Origin of the sequence: Gimesia panareensis (assembly GCF_007748155.1) — a bacterium.
GTDB lineage: Bacteria > Planctomycetota > Planctomycetia > Planctomycetales > Planctomycetaceae > Gimesia > Gimesia panareensis.
Genome location: NZ_CP037421.1, coordinates 5,266,332 through 5,288,574 on the forward strand (window position 1 = coordinate 5,266,332; position 22,243 = coordinate 5,288,574).

22 protein-coding genes are annotated in these 22,243 nt (G+C 54.1%); 17 read left to right on the forward strand and 5 right to left on the reverse strand.

Annotated features, from left to right (window positions below):
- From Enr10x_RS19610 to Enr10x_RS19680, 15 genes are all read left to right on the forward strand, one after another.
- Nucleotides 1-1,026, forward strand: coding sequence for a vWA domain-containing protein (locus tag Enr10x_RS19610; protein WP_145451078.1), 1,026 nt, complete (start codon nt 1-3; stop codon nt 1,024-1,026).
- Nucleotides 1,027-1,093: 67 nt separating this feature from the next.
- The gene (gene lspA, locus Enr10x_RS19615) at nt 1,094-1,657 is read left to right on the forward strand and encodes a signal peptidase II (protein WP_145111718.1); all 564 of its coding nucleotides are present in this window, start codon (nt 1,094-1,096) and stop codon (nt 1,655-1,657) included.
- A 25-nt stretch (nt 1,658-1,682) separates the two neighbouring features.
- Nucleotides 1,683-2,723 (forward strand): tetratricopeptide repeat protein, encoded by a 1,041-nt coding sequence (locus tag Enr10x_RS19620; RefSeq protein ID WP_145451079.1) that lies wholly within the window; start codon nt 1,683-1,685, stop codon nt 2,721-2,723.
- Between the two features lie 56 nt (nt 2,724-2,779).
- Nucleotides 2,780-3,643, forward strand: a complete 864-nt coding sequence (locus Enr10x_RS19625) for a MotA/TolQ/ExbB proton channel family protein (RefSeq protein ID WP_145451080.1) — start codon at nt 2,780-2,782, stop codon at nt 3,641-3,643.
- Nucleotides 3,640-4,056 carry an ExbD/TolR family protein gene (locus Enr10x_RS19630; RefSeq protein WP_145451081.1) on the forward strand — a complete coding sequence of 139 codons (417 nt, stop codon included), beginning with the start codon at nt 3,640-3,642 and terminating at the stop codon, nt 4,054-4,056. Before Enr10x_RS19625 ends, Enr10x_RS19630 begins: the two co-directional genes overlap by 4 nt.
- Nucleotides 4,057-4,067: 11 nt before the next feature.
- Nucleotides 4,068-4,550 (forward strand): ExbD/TolR family protein, encoded by a 483-nt coding sequence (locus Enr10x_RS19635; RefSeq protein WP_145451082.1) that lies wholly within the window; start codon nt 4,068-4,070, stop codon nt 4,548-4,550.
- 14 nt (nt 4,551-4,564) lie between these two features.
- Nucleotides 4,565-5,338: a TatD family hydrolase gene (locus Enr10x_RS19640; RefSeq protein ID WP_145451083.1), complete on the forward strand. Its 774-nt coding sequence runs from the start codon at nt 4,565-4,567 to the stop codon at nt 5,336-5,338.
- 277 nt (nt 5,339-5,615) lie between these two features.
- Complete coding sequence (locus tag Enr10x_RS19645; RefSeq protein ID WP_145451084.1) at nt 5,616-6,017, forward strand: hypothetical protein; 402 nt, start codon at nt 5,616-5,618, stop codon at nt 6,015-6,017.
- Nucleotides 6,018-6,084: 67 nt separating this feature from the next.
- Complete coding sequence (locus Enr10x_RS19650) at nt 6,085-7,926, forward strand: glutamate mutase L (RefSeq protein ID WP_145451085.1); 1,842 nt, start codon at nt 6,085-6,087, stop codon at nt 7,924-7,926.
- Nucleotides 7,923-9,056 carry a hypothetical protein gene (locus tag Enr10x_RS19655; protein ID WP_145451086.1) on the forward strand — a complete coding sequence of 378 codons (1,134 nt, stop codon included), beginning with the start codon at nt 7,923-7,925 and terminating at the stop codon, nt 9,054-9,056. Before Enr10x_RS19650 ends, Enr10x_RS19655 begins: the two co-directional genes overlap by 4 nt.
- 3 nt (nt 9,057-9,059) lie before the next feature.
- On the forward strand, nt 9,060-10,400 hold the full coding sequence (locus tag Enr10x_RS19660; RefSeq protein WP_145451087.1) for a DUF6754 domain-containing protein: 1,341 nt from the start codon (nt 9,060-9,062) through the stop codon (nt 10,398-10,400).
- Nucleotides 10,400-11,128, forward strand: a complete 729-nt coding sequence (locus Enr10x_RS19665; RefSeq protein ID WP_145111745.1) for a hypothetical protein — start codon at nt 10,400-10,402, stop codon at nt 11,126-11,128. Before Enr10x_RS19660 ends, Enr10x_RS19665 begins: the two co-directional genes overlap by 1 nt.
- A gap of 3 nt (nt 11,129-11,131) precedes the next feature.
- Complete coding sequence (locus tag Enr10x_RS19670) at nt 11,132-11,995, forward strand: hypothetical protein (RefSeq protein ID WP_145451088.1); 864 nt, start codon at nt 11,132-11,134, stop codon at nt 11,993-11,995.
- Nucleotides 11,992-12,891 (forward strand): hypothetical protein, encoded by a 900-nt coding sequence (locus Enr10x_RS19675; RefSeq protein WP_145451089.1) that lies wholly within the window; start codon nt 11,992-11,994, stop codon nt 12,889-12,891. The genes Enr10x_RS19670 and Enr10x_RS19675 overlap by 4 nt, the downstream gene beginning before the upstream one ends.
- A 207-nt stretch (nt 12,892-13,098) precedes the next feature.
- The gene (locus Enr10x_RS19680; RefSeq protein WP_145451090.1) at nt 13,099-14,454 is read left to right on the forward strand and encodes an MFS transporter; all 1,356 of its coding nucleotides are present in this window, start codon (nt 13,099-13,101) and stop codon (nt 14,452-14,454) included.
- Nucleotides 14,455-14,462: 8 nt separating this feature from the next.
- Here the strand turns inward: Enr10x_RS19680 and Enr10x_RS19685 are convergent, their stop codons facing one another.
- From Enr10x_RS19685 to Enr10x_RS19705, 5 genes are all read right to left on the reverse strand, one after another.
- Complete coding sequence (locus Enr10x_RS19685) at nt 14,463-15,314, reverse strand: ion transporter (RefSeq protein WP_145451091.1); 852 nt, start codon at nt 15,312-15,314, stop codon at nt 14,463-14,465.
- A 220-nt stretch (nt 15,315-15,534) separates the two neighbouring features.
- Nucleotides 15,535-17,067: a hypothetical protein gene (locus tag Enr10x_RS19690; RefSeq protein WP_145451092.1), complete on the reverse strand. Its 1,533-nt coding sequence runs from the start codon at nt 17,065-17,067 to the stop codon at nt 15,535-15,537.
- Nucleotides 17,068-17,145: 78 nt separating this feature from the next.
- Entirely contained in the window at nt 17,146-17,598 is a 453-nt protein-coding gene (locus Enr10x_RS19695) for a GNAT family N-acetyltransferase (RefSeq protein ID WP_145451093.1), read from the reverse strand.
- Between the two features lie 95 nt (nt 17,599-17,693).
- Nucleotides 17,694-19,022 (reverse strand): Gfo/Idh/MocA family oxidoreductase, encoded by a 1,329-nt coding sequence (locus Enr10x_RS19700; RefSeq protein WP_145451094.1) that lies wholly within the window; start codon nt 19,020-19,022, stop codon nt 17,694-17,696.
- A gap of 139 nt (nt 19,023-19,161) precedes the next feature.
- Nucleotides 19,162-20,196: a formylglycine-generating enzyme family protein gene (locus Enr10x_RS19705; RefSeq protein ID WP_197997297.1), complete on the reverse strand. Its 1,035-nt coding sequence runs from the start codon at nt 20,194-20,196 to the stop codon at nt 19,162-19,164.
- An 84-nt stretch (nt 20,197-20,280) separates the two neighbouring features.
- Between Enr10x_RS19705 and Enr10x_RS19710 the strand changes: the two genes are divergently transcribed.
- Both Enr10x_RS19710 and Enr10x_RS19715 read left to right on the forward strand, forming a co-directional pair.
- Complete coding sequence (locus Enr10x_RS19710) at nt 20,281-21,312, forward strand: FAD:protein FMN transferase (protein ID WP_145451096.1); 1,032 nt, start codon at nt 20,281-20,283, stop codon at nt 21,310-21,312.
- 10 nt (nt 21,313-21,322) lie between these two features.
- Nucleotides 21,323-22,234, forward strand: coding sequence for an aminotransferase class IV (locus Enr10x_RS19715; RefSeq protein ID WP_145451097.1), 912 nt, complete (start codon nt 21,323-21,325; stop codon nt 22,232-22,234).
- Nucleotides 22,235-22,243: the final 9 nt, after the last annotated feature.

Below are 22,243 nucleotides of genomic sequence, written 5' to 3' on the forward strand. Positions count from 1 at the left end.
ATGCCGGCTGTATTTACAGAACTTGAACAGCGTTCTTCCCGGTGGCAGAAAAATTCACCTCTGCTGGTGGTTCCGAGTTGGGCAGCTTCCCTGGCCATTCATTCGCTGATCCTGCTGATCCTGATTTCCAGCCTCAATCGCTGCGACAGCGGACAGACCGGCGGAGATGAAGGGGAGCTCCGCAGTGTCGGCATTTATGTCAAGCAGTCCCCCGATGCAGATAAGCAGGAAGACGCCGATCAGGAACCCCAGGAAACGGTAGAAAATCAGACGACACCTCTGTCGCAACAGGTTCCGGAGGTCATGGATCAGAAACCGCCCGTTGATCCGCAATTACCCGAATTGAATACCAAATTGCTGGGCGCAGGTCCGGTTCAGTCCCCCAGCCTTCCCAGTTCGCCGACCGCCGATCCGACCAGCGATCTGGTCATGTCTCCCGCTGCCGCCCTCGCTCCCCCCGTGATGGGGTCGGGAAAAGTCAACTTTTTTGATGCCGTCGACTCCGGGAAACGGTTTGTCTTCGTGCTGGACTGCTCGGGCAGTATGGCCGCGCCTCAGGGAGCCCCAATCCGCAAGGCCCGCTCCGAACTGATCGCCAGCCTGGCAGGTTTGAACCATCATCAGCAGTTTCAGATCATCTTCTATAATACGGTCACTCGGGCGATGAAATACCGGGGTAAAGAATCAGAAATGCCCTATGCCACGGATATCAACCGCACTCTGGCCCGCCAGTTCATCCAGAGTGTCGAACCCGACGGGGGCACAGATCACCTGCCCGCCCTAAAGAGAGCTTTAAGTTTTCATCCAGATGTCATATTCTTTCTCACGGATGCGAAACATCCACAGTTATCCAGCGCGGATCTGGATGAAGTTCGTCGTCTGAATGGCGGTAAGGCGAAGATTCACTGCATCGAATTTGGTGAGGGATTTCCTGTCAAAGAGGGGAATTCCCTGGATAAACTCGCGCGGCAGAATCGGGGCAGTTACCGCTACTACAATGTCCGTAAATTTATCATTAAACGTTAGGGACGCAGCATTTCGAATCTGCTGAATTCCCATTGTTCTATCTGTCCTCTGAGAAAGTTGCTGCTGCATGTCCGCCACGGTTTCCAAAGCGACCCGTTACACACTGCTCCTGATCTGCCTGATCTTTTGCGTCGGCTGTGATCAGTTCACCAAACAGATCGCGGTCGAAAAGCTCAAATTCGAGCCTCCCATCACTTACTTCAATAATGCCCTCCGCATGGAATATGCAGAAAACACCGGGGCGTTCCTGAGTGTCGGAAGCCGACTGTCCAAACCAGTCCGATTTTTCCTGCTGGTCGTCGCCAACGCCGCGTTTCTGTTGATCGTCGCCAGCATGCTGCTGTTTCGCTGGCAGATGCCGCTGGTGCAGTTCATCGCCCTCTCACTGCTGCTCGCAGGGGGCATCGGCAACCTGATCGATCGAGTCTTTCTCAATGGCATTGTGATTGACTTCCTGAATATTGGCATCGGACCGCTGCGCACCGGTATTTTCAATGTCGCCGACATGGCCATTACGGGCGGAGCCATCCTGATGCTGTTCTCCTGGTTCCTGACCAAAGAACCAAAGTCCCAGAATTCCGAGTCGGAAGCGACTCCCCCAGACCAGGTTACTCCCACAGCTGCGGAGTAATCGAAACATCCGAGATCCAAAATTGATGAAGAGTCAATTCCTGATCATGATCCTGTGCGTTGTCTGCCTGAGCGGGTATACAACGTATGCCACTGCGCAGGACAAGATCGAAGTACGCCCCGATCATCACGTCGGTCAGGCGACACTCCCCTGCACCATTCTTGATTTCACTCAATCAGAAATCAAAGTCAAGCTGCTGCCCAGCGGCACGGTCCGGACGTATCCCGGTTCTGAAATCGTCAAGGTGCACACTCCCCAGACGGAATCTCACCAACGTGGACTGGAGCAGATGTACCAGGGAGAATATGCCAAGGCCACGGAATCCTTTAACGAAGCCCTGAACATTGAAACCCGCGCCTGGGTACGACGGGAAATTCTGGCACAGATGGTCAAAGCCGCTTTAAACCAGGGCGACATTGTCAAGGCAGCGATTCGCTTCCAGACCATGGTGCAGCATGAACCAGACGCCCGCTACTTTGATCTGATCCCACTCGACTGGTCGATCAAGGAAAGCCTGTCGCCAGCCCGGGGTGCGGCACGGAGCTGGTTGACGGACCAGAACGAAGTTCGGCAACTGCTCGGCGCCAGCATTCTGCTCACCGCCCCCGATTATGCGGCACAGTCCGAAGCAGCACTGCGTTCACTGGCCACCAGTACGAATCGCAACATCCAGCAACTGGCACGAGCGCAGCTCTGGCGGCTCCGTTTACGCGAGGGTGACATCAGCCTGCTGGAACTGCAGCGCTGGGAACGTAATTTAAAACTGATCCCCGAACATTTGCGGGGTGGCCCCTGCTTTCTGCTCGGTGCAGGCTATGCCCTGCTCGACCGTCACGGGGAAGCAGTTGCCTGGTACCTCTGGGTGCCACTGGCTTACCCTGCCAATCCTCTACTGTCTGCAGAAGCCAGTCTCAAAGCCGCTGATTCACTGCGGGGCATGGGACAGTCAGCCAATGCCCTCCGGCTTTACCAGGAAACGGCAGCCCGTTACCCTGATACCCCGGCCCGACAAATGGCAGAGCAGATGATCAACCAGCTGTTACAGGAAGCCGGTCAGAAAAACTGATCACAACAAACACCATTCTGATTTTAAGAATCCAATCTGGAAAAGAAACTATTTTGATGGATCGAAGCAAATCACCTCTGAGGAAAATCGCAATCTACTGCCTGCTCTGCTGCTTCAGTCTGATCGCCCCCACACTCTGTCTCGCTGCAGATGATCCAGGCGAGGCTGGTGCTTCAGGCATGTCGAAAGTGGACCTGCGGCAACTGGTCGACGATGCCGGCACCATTGGCATCATCATCGCCGTCCTCAGCATTGCGATGGTCGCCCTGATTGTCGAACACCTCATCAGTATCCGCAGTAACGCCCTGATGCCGCCTGGGCTGGCGGAGGAAGTGCACTCTTTGATCGCGCAGCAGCAGTACCGCAGTGCCGACTCCGTTTGTAAGTCTAATCCCAGCTTTCTCTCGTATATCCTCTCCGCAGGACTGTCTGAAGTTCAGATGGGCTACGGAGCGGTCGAGAAAGCAATGGAAGATGCAGCGATGCAGCAGTCCGCCCGTCTGAATCGTAAAATTGAATATCTCTCCGTGATCGGCACCCTTTCCCCTATGCTGGGTCTGCTGGGAACCGTCTGGGGGATGATCCTGGCCTTCTCGGAATTCACCGCGAAAGCCAACCCCGATGTCGCCGAACTCGCTCCCGGGATCTCTAAGGCACTTATCACGACCCTGTTCGGTTTGAGTGTCACCGTTCCCGCGCTGGCCAGCTTTGCCTTTTTCCGGAACCGGATCGATGAACTGGTCGCCCAGTCTTCCCTGCTGGCAGAACACGTGTTTGCCGACTTCAAACATGCCACCGTCCTGGGCAACCGACAGGTTCCCAAGCAACCCCGGAAACGGGCGGAAGAGGAACTGGCCCAGCGGATGGCTAACCAGCAGGGAACTCGACCGGCGCCCCCTCCGGGAGGCCAGGAACCGTGAGAATCCCCACGCGTCCCCGCCAGGCCGGCATTCGATTTAATATCACACCTCTGATCGACATTGTCTTTTTGCTGGTCGTCTTCTTTCTGGCTGCCACACATTTAACCCAAAACGAAAAACTCGAAGCCGTCGAACTGCCCGAAGCATCTGAGCACGAAACCGAACCGGATGAAGTGCCCCGGCGGATTATTGTGACAATTACGCCGGATGAAAAACTGCACCTGCGGGGGAATGAGATCACACCGGAGGAACTGGACGCGCAGTTGATCTCACTGGATGAAAATAAGCGGAGAGAGACCGAAATACGTATTCGCGGCGATCGCCATATCCCTTATCGCATTGTGGAGCGGGTCCTCATCAGTTGTGCCCGCGCCGGGATCTCGAATGTGCAGTTTGCCGTACTGAATGACTGATTATCAGCGTTATGAAAATCCCCTCACACCATCACGATCGCTCCGATATCCAGGATCAGGCCACCATGACGCCGATGATCGACGTGGTGTTTCTGCTGCTGATTTTCTTCATCAGTGCCTCAGCCAATCAGATCCGCGAATTTCTACTGCCGACTGAACTGGCTACGGGCAGTATCGAATCGACGGAAACCGTTCCGCAGGAAAAACCATTGGGAGAAGTCTGGTTAAAACTCAAACGCCGGGACGACCAGACCATTGTAGAATTAAATGATCGCGAGTATGCTCAGTTCGACCAGTTAAAACAGACTCTGACTGAACTGGCTGCGCTTGCCCCGGAAATCCCGGTGATCCTGGACATCAACGAAGATGTCCCGCTGGGTGAAATGATTCGAACATACGATACCTGCCTGGCAGCCGGATTTCAGTCCATCAATTTTGCCACGGACGCCAGCAAAGTATCTCCCCCGAAGAAACCAATCACTGCTCCCAACTGAATTCTGAACCAGCCATGATCCTGTTTGATACTCACGCCCACCTCGACGAGGAAGCCTTTCACCCTGACCGCGATGAAACGGTTGAACGTGCCCTGGAAGCAGGCGTCCAAACCATTCTGACCATCGGCACCACTGCAGACAGCAGCCAGCGGGCCGTCGATCTGGCCGCGACCTTTCCCCAGGTCTATGCGGTTGTGGGAATTCAACCCAACTATGTCGCCCAGATGAAGCCGGGAGACTGGGAACGCATTCTGACACTCTCAACCGCAGACAAAGTCGTCGGCATCGGCGAGACCGGCCTGGACCGCTACTGGGACTACGCGCCCATCGAGCTGCAACGAGACTACTTCAGCCGCCATATTCAACTCTCCCGCGAACGGGATCTCCCCTTTGTCGTTCATTGCCGGGAAGCGGAAGCCGATGTCGTAGAACTCCTGCAGACGGAAGCACAACAGGCCCCCTTCAAAGGGCTCATGCACTCTTTCTGTGGTACTCCTGAAACCGCAGCTGCCTGCCTTGATCTTGGCATGTACATCTCCTTTGCCGGCATGCTGACATTCAAAAAGAATGACGAGCTCCGCGAAACCGCACGCCAGATTCCCCTCAATCGTCTGCTTGTCGAGACCGATGCCCCCTATCTCGCTCCAGTACCTCAGCGTGGCAAACGGAACGAACCTGCGTTCGTCAAACACACCTGTGCCTGCCTGGCCGAACTCCACAACAAAACGCCTGAGGAAATGGCAGAGATCACCACCCATAACGCGAAAACGTTATTTCAGCTCGATTAATTCCTCGATCTCACGCTCCCGTGTTCCTTCCGATCAACGACTTCCTGTACTGCCGGGATCTGGGATTGATCCAGAATTGTTTTTTCTGCGGAGAGAATATTTTCATTTGCTGACAATCCTGCTATTGTTACACTTAGCTCAAACAGACAAATAACTTGCGTCAATCAATCACCACAACAGGTATCATAAGAACGCGTTCAAAGTCACGGCAGCAACGGACTGCTCTCCGCTGAGCAATACCGCCGGTCGTTTCGATGAACCCGGGATTCGGGCTAGGATGGTCATGATCAAACAGTGGCTCGCGAACGCGTTCGCGATAGAACGACCGGAAGATTTCGCTCCCACAGCAGAGCAGCAGGAAATTGCCGACCGTGTCTGCCGCGAAATTGTTCGCAGGGATATGGTGACCCTCGCCATCCTCTCCCTGGAAACCTGCCGCCCTTTGAATTATGTGGGCTCCCAGGCCATCCACTTCTTCACCCCGTTTCTCTCATTCCTGGTGGAACCTCGTTCCCAGAAACTCTTTGCCGAATTCCTCGAAAAACGAGGCTCGATCGAATGGCTATGCCAGCGGCTGGAAACCCTCAGCAATGAATCAAACAGTCTCCAGAAGACTGGAACAACCTCAGAGAAACCACCTCCCCTGAATCCCCAGCACAGTTCCGAGGACGGTTCCTGACCAGAAATAACTTTGCACGATCTCGGCGTTTCCTGATTTCATACTTACACGGATGGTGAGTCACCAGATGAACTCTGCAGCAGAAAAAAAACTTGATCCTGACCAAATCAATGTGATTCTCGCCACGGACTGCGGCAGTACGACAACCAAAGCGATCCTGATCGAAAAAGTGAATGGCGAATATCGCCAGACCTATCGTGGTGAAGCCCCCACCACCGTCGAAGAGCCGGCAGCCGACGTCACCGTGGGAGTCGTCAATGCTGTGACCGAAGTCGGCGAACTCGCCGGTCGCAAACTGATCGACGAGAATGATGAAATCATTCGTCCCGCCCAGGGAGATACCGGCTGTGACATCTATATCTCCACTTCCAGTGCCGGTGGTGGTCTGCAGATGATGGTCGCCGGCGTCGTCCGCGAAATGTCAGCCGCCAGTGCCAAGCGAGCGGCTCTCGGAGCCGGTGCGATTGTGATGGATACGATCTGCTCTAATGACAAACGACTCCCCCACGAACAGATCCAGCGGATCCGGGAACTGCGTCCCGACATGATTCTGCTCGCGGGAGGTACTGACGGGGGCACACAGAAACATGTCGTCCAACTGGCAGAACTGATCGCTCCCGCCAAGCCACAGCCCCGCTTTGGGGGCACTTACAAGATGCCCATCATCTATGCCGGCAACCAGGAAGCCATCGAACTGGTCGAGGACGTCTTTGATGAAGACGTCAAGCTGACGTCCGTGGCCAATGTGCGCCCCGTCCTGGAAAGAGAAAACCTGGCCCCGGCTCGCGATGCCATTCACGACCTCTTTCTTGAACACGTAATGGCACATGCCCCCGGTTACAACAAACTGATCTCCTGGGCCGATGCGCCCATCATGCCCACTCCCGGAGCCGTCGGTAACATCCTGCAGACGATCGCTGAGCGACAGGGCATCAACGCCCTGGGGGTCGACATCGGCGGCGCGACGACCGACGTCTTCAGCGTGTTTGACGGGACCTTCAACCGCACCGTGAGCGCCAACCTGGGGATGAGCTATTCCATCTCGAACGTCTGTGCCTCCGCAACGCTGCCGATGATCCTCCGCTGGGTCCATCTGGACATGGATCCGCGCGAACTGCAGAACCATATCAAGAACAAGATGATTCGCCCCACGACCATTCCCCAGACCCGGGAAGCACTCGTCTTTGAACAGGCCGTGGCCCGGGAAGCCCTCCGACTCGCCTACGTCCAGCACAAGGAATTCGCCACAACGCTCAAAGGGGTCCAGCAGCAGCGCACCGTGGGCGATACCTTCAGCCAGGCAACCAGTGGGCAGTCCATCGTCGATAACATGAAGCTGAATCTGCTCGTTGGATCGGGGGGCGTCCTCTCGCATGCCCCGAACATGCATCAGACGGCCGCCATGATGATCGACGCTTTTGAGCCGGAAGGCATGACAGTTCTGGCCAAAGACAGCATCTTCATGATGCCTCATCTGGGTGTGCTGGCGCAGGTTCACCCGGCAGCAGCCCTGCAGGTCTTTGAACGCGACTGTCTGATTTACCTGGGATCTTGCATCGCTCCCCGCGGATTTTATCGCGCGGGCAAAACCTGTTTCAGTTATCAGATCACCGGAGAAACACTCAATGAATCCGGCGAGATGCTCTGCGGTGACATGCTGCTGTTCCCGCTCGCAGAGGATGAATGGGCCACCGTGACCGTTGAGCCCCGCCGTGGATATGATTTCGGAGAGGGCTCCGGTAAACGGGTGGAATTCAAAGCGCGGGGTGGAACTGTCGGGCTGGTCCTGGATGCCCGAGGCAGACCGCTCATGGTCCCCACAGATGAATCGCGGCATCTGGCTGAACTCAACAGCTGGGTCGAGGAACTGAAACTTTACCCGGAAGTCATTCGAGAACTAACACCATGACACAGGCATATTCACCCGGATTACAGGTACGACGGCGCACGCTGCACTCCAGTCGGCGGATTCTCCCCATCCCCGGCGATGTGCTGGTGCAGGTTGGAGAACAGGTGACTGCGCAGCAGATCGTCGCCCAGACTTTCATGCCCGGCGATGTCACACCGATCAATATCGCCAACCAGATTTCCGTCGCTCCCTCGGAAGTTCCCGCCTGCATGCTCTTCAAGGAAGGGGACGAAGTCCAGGTGGGCGACCTGCTGGCACGCAGCAAAGGGATCTTCGGTTTCTTCAAATCCGAAACGAAAGCCAAGACCGCAGGGACGATCGAATCGATATCGCACGTCACCGGACAGGTGATTCTCCGTGGCGCACCGCTGCCAATTCAGGTGCAGGCCTATCAGGCGGGAACCGTCAAAGAGGTCATCCCCGAACAGGGAGTCGTCATTGAATCCGAGGTAACGTTCCTGCAGGGAATTCTGGGAATCGGCGGCGAAACCTACGGGACCATTCAGTTCGCCTGTCAGTCAAAGGACCAGCCACTGACAGAAGAGCTGCTGGATGAATCGATGCAGGGCAAAATCGTGATTGGCGGTGCCCGCATGACGGGTCCTGCCGTGAAACGCGGTATCGAACTTGGCGTTGCGGCCATTGTTTCCGGAGGAATGGACGACGAGGATCTGAAAGAAATTCTGGGCTACGACCTGGGCGTGGCGGTCACAGGTTCTGAGCACATCGGCACGACATTGATCATTACCGAAGGTTTTGGAGACATCGCGATGGCCGAGCGGACCTTCAACCTGCTCAAGGAACGGGAAGGCGCTGAAGCGGCCGTCAATGGGACGACTCAGATTCGGGCGGGTGTCCTGCGACCTGAAATCGTCATCCCGCTGGATGAAACGATGACAGCAGCCACCTCCCCGGAAGAAACAGAAGTCACTTCCGGTCTGCTGGAAACCGGCGTCCCGGTGCGTATTATTCGCGACCCCTATTTTGGTCTGCTGGGGGAAGTCGGCGAGATGCCGACCGAACTGAGAACACTCGAATCCGGCTCCCAGTCGCGGGTCCTCGAAGTCATTCTGCATTCAGGTGAAAAAGTGATCGTGCCACGTGCCAATGTGGAACTCATCGAAGGATAAACCATGATAAATTCACCGCATACCAGTCTCATGAAACAGACGATGATTCCGCTGCTGATGCTCTTCTCGCTGATCGCATCCGCACAGGGAGCCGAAGCCCCTGCCCCGCCCACCGATTTCAATGCCGAGGATGTCCCTGGCGATGCGGGCGATGCAATTGACCTCTCCTGGAAGCTCTCGGTCGATGACAAGGAAAAGTCGAAACCGCGCAAAGTTCTGCGATACGTCATCTCCCGTAAGGAAATTCCGAAAAAGGAAGAAGAAGTCAGGAAAACAAAGTCAGACACAAAATCGGCTGCTGAAACGAAAACAGAAACGGAATCAGAAAAGAAAAAATATGAGTACCAGTTGATTGGAGAGACAACTTATCAGGTCAATACGTTCAGAGATTCGAATTGTGAGCCGGGAGTTCCTTACCTGTATCGCATCGTCGCCATCGGACAGGAGGGCCTGGAGTCCTCGCCTGTGGAACTTAAGCAGCCCGTCATTCCGATACTCCAATGGTTCAACCTGCAGCGGAGCTGGTTTGCAGTCTTCGTTGTCCTGATTTGCGGTTCCGTGATTCTGTTCATTGAGATGGCCCGCCGGGGGAAAAAGCTCAAGGTCCGCAAAATTGCCGGTCTGGAGGCGATTACTGATGCCGTCGGCCGCGCCACCGAGATGGGCCGCTCCTGTCTGTTCGTACCCGGGATTCAGGACATTAACGACATTCAGACCGTCGCCGGCATCACCGTACTGGCACAGGTCGCAGAAACCACAGCCGACTACCGTGCGACCCTGGAAGTCCCCACCTCACGCTCACTGGTGATGACGACCGCCCGAGACACCGTGGAAGCCGCTTACCTCGCCGCCGGTCGCCCCGATGAATACAACGAAGACGATATCTATTACATCACTGACGAACAGTTCGGCTATGTCGCCAGCGTGACCGGCAAAATGGTACGTGACAAACCGGCCGCCTGTTTTTATATGGGTGCTTTCTATGCGGAATCGCTGATTCTGGCGGAGACCGGAAACTCGGTCGGCGCCATTCAGGTCGCCGGAACCGCGATGCCGAGCCAGCTCCCCTTCTTCGTGGCAGCCTGTGACTTCACCTTGATCGGGGAAGAGTTCTTCGCCGCCTCAGCATACCTGTCGCGTGAACCGCAACAACTGGGCAGCCTCAAAGGGCAGGACTTTGGCAAACTGGTGGGAGGGCTGCTGCTTCTCGTGGGTTGTGTGATCGCCACGCTCGCCTCATTCGAATCCCGGGAACCTCCTCCGGATAAAGCGAAGCCGACATTACTGCAGTCAGCTCAGACCTACATCATAGAGAACATCCTCGGCAAGGGAGGTTTTAAATAATGAAACGAACAATCCCCCTGTTTATCTCTGCGGTGACAGGCTTTGTGCTGATCGGCACTGCCTTCATCCCCAAGTTTGTGGACTGGGGTAACGATGCGATGGCCTGGTTTAATATCCTGGCAGCCTTCGCATTTATCCTGGGGGGCGGCAACCTGCTCAAAATGCAGTTACAGAAGATTTCTTCCCAACAACCGGGCTGGGGTTATGCCGCTGTCACACTCATTGCGTTTTTCATTACGCTCGTGGCTGGTCTGTTTAAAATCGGCGTATATCCTAATGTCAATGCCGCCCAACTCAGCTGGTCCGGCGATTTCCTGCAGGAAGGCAGTTTTTTCTGGTGGCTGTATGAGTATATCTATAATCCGCTTTCGGCGACCATGTTTGCTTTGCTGGCGTTTTACATTTCTTCAGCCGCCTTCCGGGCCTTCCGGGCAAAAAACTCCGAAGCGACCGTCCTGCTTGTCATCGCCGTGATTGTTCTCCTGGGACGAACCTATGCCGGAGAGTGGCTCACAGGCGGGCTCTCCGACGAGAACATCTTAGGCTTCCAGGAAGTGAAATACAGCGACTTCAGCTTACCCCATCTGTCGCAGATCATTATGGACGTCTTCACCACTCCGGGCATGCGGGCGATTACCATTGGAATCGCCCTCGGGGTGGCCTCGACTTCGCTGAAAGTCCTGCTGGGCGTCGACCGTTCTTACCTCGGCTCGGATCAGGAGGCTTAATTCATGTTAAACTTTTTGCAAAACCTGGACCGTCGCTGGATCTTTCTCCTGATGCTGTTCGCCGTAGCCATCCCACTGATCAGTGGGATCACCTTTCCTGAAAAGCCATCGAAGGAGGTCATGACGGTCTTTCATGCGGTCGATGATCTGCCCGATGGATCGAATGTCGTGCTCGCCCTGGACTACGATCCGGCCAGTGCGGGAGAACTGCAGCCGATGGCATCCGCATTTACCCGGCATTGTGCAATCAAGAAACACAACATTCTCTTCATGACACTCTGGCCTCAGGGAGTTCCCATGATTCAAAATTCAGTTGATATTCTGGAAAACGAATATCCTGAAACATACAAAGGCAAATACGGCGTCAAATATGTCAACCTGGGCTTTCGCACCGGCAATGAAGGGGTCATCAAGCTGGTGGTAGAAGATCTGAAAAAGTCATATTCGACCGACATCAAGAGTAACAGCCTCGACAATATTCCACTGACGAAAAACCTGAAAAACATCCAGCAGGTCGACCTGCTGGCCAATGTCAGTGCCGGTTACCCGGGCTCCAAGGAGTGGGTACTCTATGGCTCGGCCCCCTTCGACATCCCGACCGTCGTCGGCTGCACCGGAGTCCAGGCACCGACGATGCTGCCCTATATCCCCAAACAGCTCATCGGCATGATCGCCGCTATCAAAGGCGCAGCCGAATACGAACAGGCCATCATCAATGCGTATCCCGAACTGGAGAAGAATCCGAAAGCAAAGCAGGGTTTGATTCGCATGGGGCCTCAGTTAGTAGCACATCTCCTGCTGATCAGTCTGATATTTTTAGGTAATGTGATTTATTTCTGGGAACGTAAGCAGGGACTGTATCGATGAAGCAATCTACACTCATCTGGACAATCTTGATGGTCGCCGGCGGCGCGTATATCCTGTATCAAGCCAGCCAGGGTCATGGCCGCGTCTTTGTTCGCGAAGTCCCCGTGGAAGCGAAGTCCTCCGTCAAAGGATCGGAACAGACCTACGAATGGACTAAATATCAAGTGGTCCCTGCGAAAGACAAGAACCAAAAGGACGTCAGATTCAACCTGTCGCGCACGATTGGCCTGTGGGTGGCGGCGTTCTGTACGTTGGCTATCTTCTCGTTTCTCTACGGCGACAATCCTGTTTATAAATTTACGGAATCCGTCTTCGTCGGTGTCTCTGCCGGCTATGCGATGGTGGTCGCGTTCTGGTCGGAAATCATTCCCAACCTGTTCGGAAAACTGTTCCCAAGCAAGGCGAAAGAGATCTTCTTCCTCGATATCGAAGAGAAATCAATGGAGCCTGACTTGTGGTACCTGGTCCCCCTGGTCATGAGCGTTCTGCTGCTTCTGCGGCTCTCTCCCAAAGGGAGCTGGCTCGCCCGCTGGCCCCTGGCTTTCTTCATCGGCGCCACTGCCGGGATCCGGCTCATCAGTTACCTGGAAGCCGATTTCGTCGGTCAGATCCAGAATACGATCATGCCTTTCATCGTCTTCGGCGCGGATGGGAGCTGGCAGATCGTTGAATCACTCAAAAACACAATCATTATTTTGGGCGTGGTCTCCTGTATGGTCTACTTCTTCTTCTCCATTGAGCATGAAGGCTTCGTAAAGTACGTGTCCCGTCTCGGTGTCTGGTTCCTGATGGTCACCTTCGGTGCCAGCTTTGCCTATACCGTGATGGGGCGCATTGCTCTGCTCAGTGGCCGCCTCGAGTTTCTCTTCCAGGACTGGCTGGGCATCGGCTCCTAAGTCTTGAGTTGAATGAGGGATAAACCAGGACTCCTTTCAGGCGTCCCTGATTTTGATTGATAAAAAACAATGAAGAAGCTGTGTTTTTATCAAAAGCAACTCCGAAAGAGGTTACACGTACATTTCCTGATCTGCTATAGTTGAGTTCCCTCCGGTTGCCCGCCCCGGGTAGATGTTTGCAAAATCCAGGGAAGAAACAGATTAGAAATGAATTCGCAGTCCTCTTGTGCTGAAGTGGAACTGAAAGGTGGTCTCGATGAGATCGCCCTCCCTACCTATCGATATTTTCCCGGCTGGACCATGCTGGGAATCGCAGCGATGGCCCAGTTTTTGTCTGCGCCAGGCCAGTCTTTTTCTGTCGCCGTCTTCAAAGATCCCATGCGAATGAGCCTGGGACTTTCGGAAACTCAATATTCACTCGCCTACGGTTTCGCCACGATAGTCAGTGCCTGCCTGCTTCCCTTCATTGGTCGCATGCTGGATCACTGGGGAGCACGCATCATCCTGCCTGTGGTCGCGACCGGCCTGGCGATCTCCTGCTATTTCATGTCGCAAATCCATACACTGGGCAGTCTGTATCTCGGCTTCAGCCTCGTTCGCAGCCTGGGACAGGGCGCTCTGACACTGATCTCGGTCTGGATGGTGGGCGAATGGTTCGAAAAGAAACGGGGACGCACCACCGCGCTGGCTGGTTTCGGGAGCGCCTTTTCCGTGATGACGGTCCCGTTCCTCAACAGCTGGCTGATCAGTCACTATGGCTGGAAAACCGGTTGGGTCTTCCATGCGGTTACCGTTGCTGTCTGTCTGATTCTGCCTGGGATTTTCCTCGTCAGGAACCGCCCCGAAGACCTGGGCCTGCACCCCGACGGCATCGATCCTGACCAGGAACCGGAACCCCAACCGGAAGAGAAATCCAAACGCCCGCTGATCACCGCCACGATTGAATCCTGGACGGTCCGTCAGGTACTGCGTGACCCGACATTCTGGAAGCTACTCTCCGTGATCACCACCCACGCCCTGGTCGGCACCGGACTGGTCTTTCACCAGATCGCCCTACTGGGCAGTCATGGTGTCCCCGAGTACTGGGCGATTCGCATGATGGCCTTTCAGGCCTTGTGTGCCACTCTGCTGATGTTCCCGGCCGGCTGGCTGACGGACCGCTTTCCCAGCCGCTACATTCTCTGTTTTTCCATGCTCTGCCTGGCACTGGCGAACCTGATTGTACTGACCATGCCCGCCATCTGGATGGTCGTCGTTTACACATTCCTGCTGGGAACAACGGGAAGTATTTTCCGCAGCACAGCCACAGTCGTCTGGATCAATTACTATGGCCGCATGAATCAGGGCGCGGTGCGTGGCGTCGCCTGGTCGATGATGATCCTCGCTTCCGCTCTGGGACCGCTGCCGGTCGCCATGTCGATCGATTATTTCGGCTCCTACAACCCTGTGCTCTACCTGTTCATGGCACTGCCTCTGCTGGCTGCTTTCGCCGTCTGGTCGGCACATCCTCCGACTCTGTTTAAAGAGGAACAGCCAGCAGTAGAACCGGAAGCCGCCAGCTAGTATCATCCTCAGAGTTGCGAGCCACAGTATTTACAGAAGATTGCATCAGCATCATGCCCTTCCTTCATACATTCGGGGCAGACCTGTGTCGTCACCCAGTGCGTGGACTTCTTGCCCCCGGGATGAGCCAATTCGGCTGAGACAATTCCGGTCGGAACGATAATCAGACTGTATCCCAGAATCATGATCACCGCTGCCAGAAATTTCCCTAAAGGGGTCACAGGGGCGATATCACCGTAACCAACGGTGGTCATCGTCACGATTGCCCAGTACATACTCTGGGGAATCGAAGTGAATCCACTGCCCTGATCTCCCTCGATCAAATACAGGGCGGTTCCTTCAATCACGACGGTAATCAGCACGGTTGCCAGGAAGACGGTAATTTTGGAGCGACTGGCCCAGACCGCTCGCCGCAATTCAGAGGCTTCCGAGAGCATGTGCGCCAGTTTGAAGATTCGAAAAGCCCGTAACAGCCGCAACGCGCGAATCACGCCCAGGCTCTGCATCTCCACCGGCGCGAAAAACATCAGCCAGGTTGGCAGGATAGAAAGCAGATCGACAACCCCGTAGAAACTGAAGACGTACTGCAGCGGACGCCGTGCACAACTGATACGCGCCACATATTCAACGGTAAACAGAATCGTAAAGAACCATTCCGCGTAGCCAAACTGCTGGCCATATTCCTGATCCAGAGATTTGACACTCTCGAGCATAATGATCAGCACGCTCAACAAAATGGCAATCAGCAGCAGTACATCAAACAGTTTACCTGCGGGAGTATCCGCTTCAAAAATAATCTCGTACCAGCGGTCGCGCCAGTGTGCCGGTTTGGGCCTGGGAGCAGGTTGGGATTCATTCATAAGAGATGATTGCTCGTTTCAACGCGGGAATTTAAGGGTGACTGCAGTGGGCCTCGTTGACTTGACTGCCAGCAGATTATGAGCGATCTGACACCTGCAGGTCAACCTGTCTCCCAAGTATAAGCCCCCCTGCAATCTGCATCCTCCATGCTGACTCGCATCGGGACTCAAACAGAACGTTTTGGCGACTGTACCGGTGAATTAAAAGGCTTCGTCTGATCTACTTTTGAAACTGAAATGAATACAGGTCCGCATCCTTCAGTTTGAACCGCAGGCGGACCGGTTTTCCAGCCAGACTGCTGACGTCGGCGTTTTGCTTCCAGGAGACTTTACGTTCCAGGGTATCGCCAAACAGTTCCGCACAGTCAGCCAGCGTAAAGCCTTTGATCGGCTGCCCTGCTGCATCCTGCAGTTCCACCCACAGACTCCCTGCTGCTGAAGTTGCAAAGTTGATCGACAGCGTGTTACCCGAAAACACAATCGGCTGCGTGATCAGTTCGCCCCCTTTCATGGAAGCGTGCACGGAAGTAAAGCCGTCCATTCTGAGTGAATACCGTCTGAGAGCGCCTCCCTTTCCATGCCAGTAGTCTTCTGCGGCATAGAGTGACAGTTCGTGGGGGGCACCGGGTAGAGACGAAAGAGTTTCGACCACATTCTCCGCAATAAACTGATGCCCGTACTGCCAGGTCCCGGTACGTTCGATTCCCGGACGCAGGAAAGCTTCATTCCAGCGTTTAAAATGGACACCATCCCGACTGGCCATCAGCAGGCCTTCACTGAGTGCCGTTCCATAGCGTTCGACCGAGGAGGCTCTCAGTTCCCGCCGCTTCGGATCAGGTAGGGCTCGCATCGATTCAGACCAGCCCCGTTCCACGTATCGCGCAGGAAACCCAATCCGGATATGAGGCGCGCGAAAATAAGGTTTCACCTGATTTGTATACAGTTCCTCGCTCGGTGAATCCGCATAGATCAGGTCGATCCCCGGCGTCCAGTTCAGAAAATCAGCGGAGGTTGCCGTCTGAATGGCACGGTCGCCTTCCGGTTTCCAGGTTTTGGATGTCGTGACGCCTGCAGAAAAAACACGGAAATAGGTTCGATAGGTTTTCTGATCCGTATCCCAGAAGGCCAGGTTCTGCGAATCAAAGGCGCCTTTGGTAATCACGGGTTTGTCCTGCATCAATTTCCAGTGAATGCCGTCGGCCGACTGGAACGCATGCAGGCCCCCTTCATTCTGGAGACCCGCCAGCGCTTTATATTGCGCGTCCGGTTTGCAGCCTGGATTCTCATCCTTGAACGGAGCGAAGTTATGCGTCCCCAGCCCCTCCAGAATGATATTGTTTTTCTTTGAGCCCTGAAACTCGACAATCCCCAGTTCAGGGCGCGTCCAGTGGATTCCGTCTTTACTTTCAGCATAGCAGTAAAACGGTTTATGACTTCCCGTACTGATCCGACCCTGGGAAACCTCGATATGCGAACCGCGATAATAGAGGCGATACAGGTCTCCGTCCTGAATGATGGTGTGGTATCCTGAACTGCTCCCCTCCCAGGGCTGATCGAATCGAAACACGACTTCCCGGGGTGTGGGATGCTGCAGGCGGATTTCCGCTGCCCCAGTCATCCGCTCCACCAGTGCGTCATCGACAAACAGTTCACGTCGCGAACCAATCGACAGCGGTTCTGCTGCTGAAAGTGAATCAACACACAAACAAGTCAGTAGACAGATCAACGCGAAACGAGTGAAACATGCAGACATCGTGCTGGCTCCTGGCTGAGATTTAGTGAGCTTTCACGATACCAGAACCTGCAGCAGAATGCATCTGAAACATCAATTTCACTGATCCGGCAGTTTCAAATGCAGCAGGGGATAGGGGTTCCCGAATCCATCCACGTCCGAGCGATGGGCGACTTCAAAACCGAGATGCAGATAAAAGCCGAGTGCCTGTTCATTCTGCTCGTTCACATCTACGAGACAGACACCCTGATCTCCAATCGCATGTTCGACCAGCCGACGTCCCAGCCCCTGGCCGCACCAGTCGGGATGTACAAACAGTGCTTCGAGCTTGGGAGTTTCAATTCCCGAAAAGGCAACCACCTGTTCCTCCGCATTCCTTAAACAGAACAGGGGCATTCCCTGGAAGCAGGACTGCCTGACCAGCGGTTTGAGCGCTGCGATCTCATCTGGCAACAGAAAATCGTGGGTGGCGCGCACCGCCGCTTCCCAGACAAGAAGCACACGGTCATGATCGGCAGCAGTCACCACAGAAATTTGATTCAGGCTGGACATGGAATGAACAGGGGCATATTCAAAATACAGACTGATTAAAAAAAGCCGATTCGCTCCTGAAGAACGAATCGGCTTGTCATTAACAAAGTCAGGTCTTACAGAACCTTGGTGATCCCCGGCATCGGAATCGGGTAGAAACCGTTCTCATCGGGAACTGTGACTGGTTTTGCTTCCCAGGAGAATTCTTTCGGCATCAGACTCACTTCGGAAGCCATTGCTTCATCCCAGGTCACGGGCTTACCACTGTAGGTGGCCAGACGTCCCAGAATCGAAGTCATGGTGGACTTGGCACCGTATTCGGCTTCGTTGTAGGGGGTTCCCTTGTAAATGGCTTCGAACAGATCATCGTGCTCAACCTGGTAGGGGTTTTTCTTCGGACCACGATACTTCCATTTGTAACCGCCAGTGGTTTCATACTTGGCACCACTGATGTCACAGAAACCTTTGGTACCCTGAGCATGTTCGGTCACGCTGTTCCAACAGTTGCGAATATGACGGCACTGGCTGTACATCCGGGTTCCGTCTTCATAAACGAACTCGACTGCAAAGTGATCGTAGATTTCACCGTACTTCTTATCGGTACGAACCTGACGACCGCCCATCCCGTAAGCTTTGACCGGGAAAGCATCCTTCACCCAGTTACAGACATCGATGTTATGGATGTGCTGCTCATTGATGTGGTCACCACAGAGCCAGTTGTAGTAGTACCAGTTACGCATCTGGTAGTCCATTTCGCTCTTGGCATCTTCACGGGCCAGTCGAGGTTCCCAGACCCCACCACTGTTCCAGTAGCAACGCAGTGAAGTGATATCGCCAATCGCACCATCTTTGAGACGATTAATCGTTTCAATGTAAGGTGCCTGGTGATGGCGCTGTAGACCAACGCCCACAGCCAGATTTTTCTTTTTGGCTTTTTCAGCAGCTTCGAGCACTTTTTTCACCCCGGTTACATCGGTGGCAACCGGTTTTTCCATGAAAATGTGCTTACCTTTTTCGACGGCTGCTCCGAAGTGAATCGGACGGAATCCCGGAGGCGTTGCCAGAATCACAACATCAATGCCACTGTCGAGCAGTTTCTGATAGGCGTCGAAACCGACAAACTTTTTCTCTTCAGCCACATCCACTTTTTCGGGTTCACCCGAGAACTGTTTCTGCAGGTTGCTCAGACTCTTATCCATCCGATCACGGTAGGCATCAGCCATGGCTTCGAGTTTAATGTTTCCTTTGGTCGACAAAGCCTGAGAAGCAGCCCCTGTCCCACGACCACCACAACCGACCAGACCAACTTTGATTTTATCATCGCCACCCGCATAGACATGCGCCGATGATCCCAGGCTGGAGAGGATTCCGGTTCCCACAGCAGTCGCTGTGGTTACCTTTAAAAAGTCACGTCGTGAAGAAGATTGATTGTTAGATTGAGTCATCAGAGGCCTTTCCCTAATCTGCAGGTCGATTTGGTCAGTTATACGTTTCTAAGATACATATGCCATTCGCCGGACTTTATGTTTGCAGGAATCCGGCGAAGGCATCTGTTTTAATAAAACAACATTACTCTGGCGGGATTTAGCGTCCTTCATCGGCCGGAATGACCGGATCCAGATTGTATTTCTTCCGCTCCTCAGCGGTGGGAACTTTCAGAGGTCGTACGACCCGGAAGCCCACAAAGATCGCATCAGTATGGTACCAGATGCTCTGAGGAATCTGAGGGTCCTGAATCTTCCAGTCGGCACTGGATGCAATGCGATTTGCACTGCGAAGTGCTTCGGGATCATCATCCCATGAACCGCCACGGACCACACGCGGATAAAGTTTTTCAGGAGTCGTGGGGCTGATCGGGAACTGAACCGTTCCTTTGCCACTCCATTTCTTGTAGGCATCGGGAATGTACTGATCGAGAACCCACTCGGAGACATTACCGTGCATGTCATACAGACCAAAGGGATTCGGTTTCTTCTGTCCGACCTTCTGGTAGGTGTCATTACAGTTCGCGTAGTGCCAGGCGTAGTCATCCATCTTGGCAGGATTGTCACCGAAGGAGTAGGCAGTCTTAGTACCGGCCCGGCACGCATATTCCCATTCAGCTTCGGTGGGCAGGCGATAATAATGACCGGTTTTTTCGCTCAGCCATTTACAGTAGGTTTTTGCTGCCAGTTGAGTCATGCAGATCGCGGGGTAGCCATCGTGCCCCATGTCAAAGGTCATGTCTGTATAAGGTTTGGTGGGACGGGTAACCGCATCGGCGGCTTTCTCCTTATCATCCGCTTTGACCCGCATCAGCTTGCGACGCTGAATATCGAGATTGAAGCTCCAGATATCGTATTCATTCCAGGTCACTTCATGTTTACCCATCCAGAAGGGCTCGATTTTGACTTTGAACTGAGGACCTTCATCTTCTTCCCGGTTCTTTTCATCGGCGGGGCTGCCCATGACAAATTCACCGCCGGGAATCGGCACCATGTCGAAACTGACATCGGTGTTGGCAATTTTCTCCGTGTAAGGTTTCATCTCTTTTTCGGTTTTCGCATCCGCTGGATCAGCGGCAACGGCCACCGAAGTCGCACAGCAGAGAATGGCGAGTAATGCAGTTTTGGCTTGCATTAAGAGACTGGAACGACATACGCTAAGCATATTAGTTTACTCCGTAACGTTAAGCGGAAATCAGACTTTAGATCTGGATGGAAGATGTCTTACATATATCAGACATGCCTGTTGCTCTCCACATTGTCAGGCAATCAACAGTGCACGGATAGCGAAATTCTGCATCGGTATGAATTTCAGGAAGTACATATGGGAGTGCAGTGGAGAATCGTATTATATGCAACGGACAAACCAATCGCAAACAATGCCTCTCAAATTGCTTTCCGCCGTGTAAAGGAACTTAACAAAGTCCTCAGTGACTATGATCCCAATAGCGAGTTAAACCAGTTGTGCCAGTTATCCGGCCCCGGAAAACCGGTCAAAGTCAGCCTCGACCTGTTCAAGGTACTGAAAAGAAGTCAAGCACTTTCCCGGGAGACCGATGGCGCGTTCGATGTCACTATCAGCCCCGTGGTCCGGCTCTGGCGAAGAGCCCGCCGCCGAAAACAGATGCCTGACAGCGAGCGCCTGCAGACCGCCCGAGACCTGGTCGGCTCCCAATGGATGCGGCTATCGGAGCAGAACCAAACCGTGGAACTCCTCAAACCGGGTATGCGACTCGACCTGGGAGGGATCGCCAAAGGGTATGCGGCTGATGTGGCTTTACACATATTGAAAGCGCACGGGATTGACCGGGTGATGATCGACGCCAGCGGCGATCTGGCCCTCGGGGATCCGCCCCCCGGAAGTTGCGGCTGGAAAATCGGGATCTCCTCTTCCGACGCTCCGGGAGCCAAAATCGATCGTTACCTGCAACTGAAAAACTGCGCGGTCGCCACGTCGGGCGATGCACTCCAACATGTGGTCATCGATGGCACACGCTACTCCCATATTGTGAATCCCCATACCGGACTGGGGCTGACCGATCAGAGTCGCGTCACCGTCATCACTCCCGACGGCATGTCTGCGGACAGTCTGGCCTCTGCCATTAGTGTGCTGGGTCCCGAAAAAGGAATTGCCCTACTGAGCCAGAAACCAGGCACCGCCTGTCTGATACTGAGACACGAACAGGGAGAATTAAAGTCTTACGAGTCTCCCTGCTTTTCCTGCTTTGAGCTGCCCCCAACCAAACCTTGAAAGGACTTCCATGACACAGAACCTGGTTTACCTGAATGGTGAGTACGTTCCTGCGGATGAAGCTAAAATCTCGATTTTCGACGGTGCGATCAGCCTGGGAATGACAGTCACAGAATCGACACGCACGTTTGGGCACCAGCCTTATCGCCTGCGTGACCATATCGATCGTCTGTACCTCAGCCTCAAGGCCGCTCGGTTTGATGCTGGGATGACACCGGATGAACTCGAAAAGCTGACTCTGGAAGTCTGGCAGAAAAATGAACCCAACTATGCTGCGGGGACAGATGCCTGGATTATTCACAACATCACCCCGGGGCAATGGGTCCCTTCGAGCGGCCAGAAACCCGCAGATTCTCATTCAACCGTAATGATTATCACCCTGCCCCTCGATCTGAGTTACTGGGCTGATTTTTATCAGTCAGGCTGCCATGCCGTCACTCCTTTTACCCGCATTCAGCCGGCACAGTCGCTGGATGCCCGTATCAAAAACCGCAGCCGTTTCATTTACACGCTGGCGGAGTCCGAAGTCAAACTGGTTGATCCACACGCCCAGAGCCTGTTGCTCGATACCGACGGTTATCTCTCTGAAAACAAGGGGGGCAACTTCTTTCTGATTTCAAACAATCGTATTCGCACTCCCAGTACGATTAACTGCCTGGACGGCATCAGCCGACAGACGATTTTTCAGCTGGGTGAAAAACTGAATATTCCAGTCGAAGAAGGACACCTGCTCCCCTATGATGTCACGACTGCGGATGAAGCCTTTTTCACCAGTACGCCCTACTGCATCATGCCGGCAACGAAATTTAATGGTATCGACATCGGCGATGGCAAAGTCGGACCAATCACAAAACAGTTGATTGCTGCCTGGAGCGAACTGGTCGGCCTGGACATCATCGCGCAGGCTTCGAAAAATTCGTGAGCCGCTGAT

What these genes read in the sequence shown, in the direction of transcription:
- Enr10x_RS19610 (WP_145451078.1), top strand. Translation starts at nt 1, where the DNA reads ATGCCGGCTGTATTTACAGAACTTGAACAGCGTTCTTCCCGGTGGCAG.
- lspA (WP_145111718.1), top strand. Translation starts at nt 1,094, where the DNA reads ATGTCCGCCACGGTTTCCAAAGCGACCCGTTACACACTGCTCCTGATC.
- Enr10x_RS19620 (WP_145451079.1), top strand. Translation starts at nt 1,683, where the DNA reads ATGAAGAGTCAATTCCTGATCATGATCCTGTGCGTTGTCTGCCTGAGC.
- Enr10x_RS19625 (WP_145451080.1), top strand. Translation starts at nt 2,780, where the DNA reads ATGGATCGAAGCAAATCACCTCTGAGGAAAATCGCAATCTACTGCCTG.
- Enr10x_RS19635 (WP_145451082.1), top strand. Translation starts at nt 4,068, where the DNA reads ATGAAAATCCCCTCACACCATCACGATCGCTCCGATATCCAGGATCAG.
- Enr10x_RS19640 (WP_145451083.1), top strand. Translation starts at nt 4,565, where the DNA reads ATGATCCTGTTTGATACTCACGCCCACCTCGACGAGGAAGCCTTTCAC.
- Enr10x_RS19645 (WP_145451084.1), top strand. Translation starts at nt 5,616, where the DNA reads ATGGTCATGATCAAACAGTGGCTCGCGAACGCGTTCGCGATAGAACGA.
- Enr10x_RS19650 (WP_145451085.1), top strand. Translation starts at nt 6,085, where the DNA reads ATGAACTCTGCAGCAGAAAAAAAACTTGATCCTGACCAAATCAATGTG.
- Enr10x_RS19655 (WP_145451086.1), top strand. Translation starts at nt 7,923, where the DNA reads ATGACACAGGCATATTCACCCGGATTACAGGTACGACGGCGCACGCTG.
- Enr10x_RS19660 (WP_145451087.1), top strand. Translation starts at nt 9,060, where the DNA reads ATGATAAATTCACCGCATACCAGTCTCATGAAACAGACGATGATTCCG.
- Enr10x_RS19665 (WP_145111745.1), top strand. Translation starts at nt 10,400, where the DNA reads ATGAAACGAACAATCCCCCTGTTTATCTCTGCGGTGACAGGCTTTGTG.
- Enr10x_RS19670 (WP_145451088.1), top strand. Translation starts at nt 11,132, where the DNA reads ATGTTAAACTTTTTGCAAAACCTGGACCGTCGCTGGATCTTTCTCCTG.
- Enr10x_RS19675 (WP_145451089.1), top strand. Translation starts at nt 11,992, where the DNA reads ATGAAGCAATCTACACTCATCTGGACAATCTTGATGGTCGCCGGCGGC.
- Enr10x_RS19680 (WP_145451090.1), top strand. Translation starts at nt 13,099, where the DNA reads ATGAATTCGCAGTCCTCTTGTGCTGAAGTGGAACTGAAAGGTGGTCTC.
- Enr10x_RS19685 (WP_145451091.1), bottom strand. Translation starts at nt 15,314, where the DNA reads ATGAATGAATCCCAACCTGCTCCCAGGCCCAAACCGGCACACTGGCGC.
- Enr10x_RS19690 (WP_145451092.1), bottom strand. Translation starts at nt 17,067, where the DNA reads ATGTCTGCATGTTTCACTCGTTTCGCGTTGATCTGTCTACTGACTTGT.
- Enr10x_RS19695 (WP_145451093.1), bottom strand. Translation starts at nt 17,598, where the DNA reads ATGTCCAGCCTGAATCAAATTTCTGTGGTGACTGCTGCCGATCATGAC.
- Enr10x_RS19700 (WP_145451094.1), bottom strand. Translation starts at nt 19,022, where the DNA reads ATGACTCAATCTAACAATCAATCTTCTTCACGACGTGACTTTTTAAAG.
- Enr10x_RS19705 (WP_197997297.1), bottom strand. Translation starts at nt 20,196, where the DNA reads ATGCAAGCCAAAACTGCATTACTCGCCATTCTCTGCTGTGCGACTTCG.
- Enr10x_RS19710 (WP_145451096.1), top strand. Translation starts at nt 20,281, where the DNA reads ATGTCTTACATATATCAGACATGCCTGTTGCTCTCCACATTGTCAGGC.
- Enr10x_RS19715 (WP_145451097.1), top strand. Translation starts at nt 21,323, where the DNA reads ATGACACAGAACCTGGTTTACCTGAATGGTGAGTACGTTCCTGCGGAT.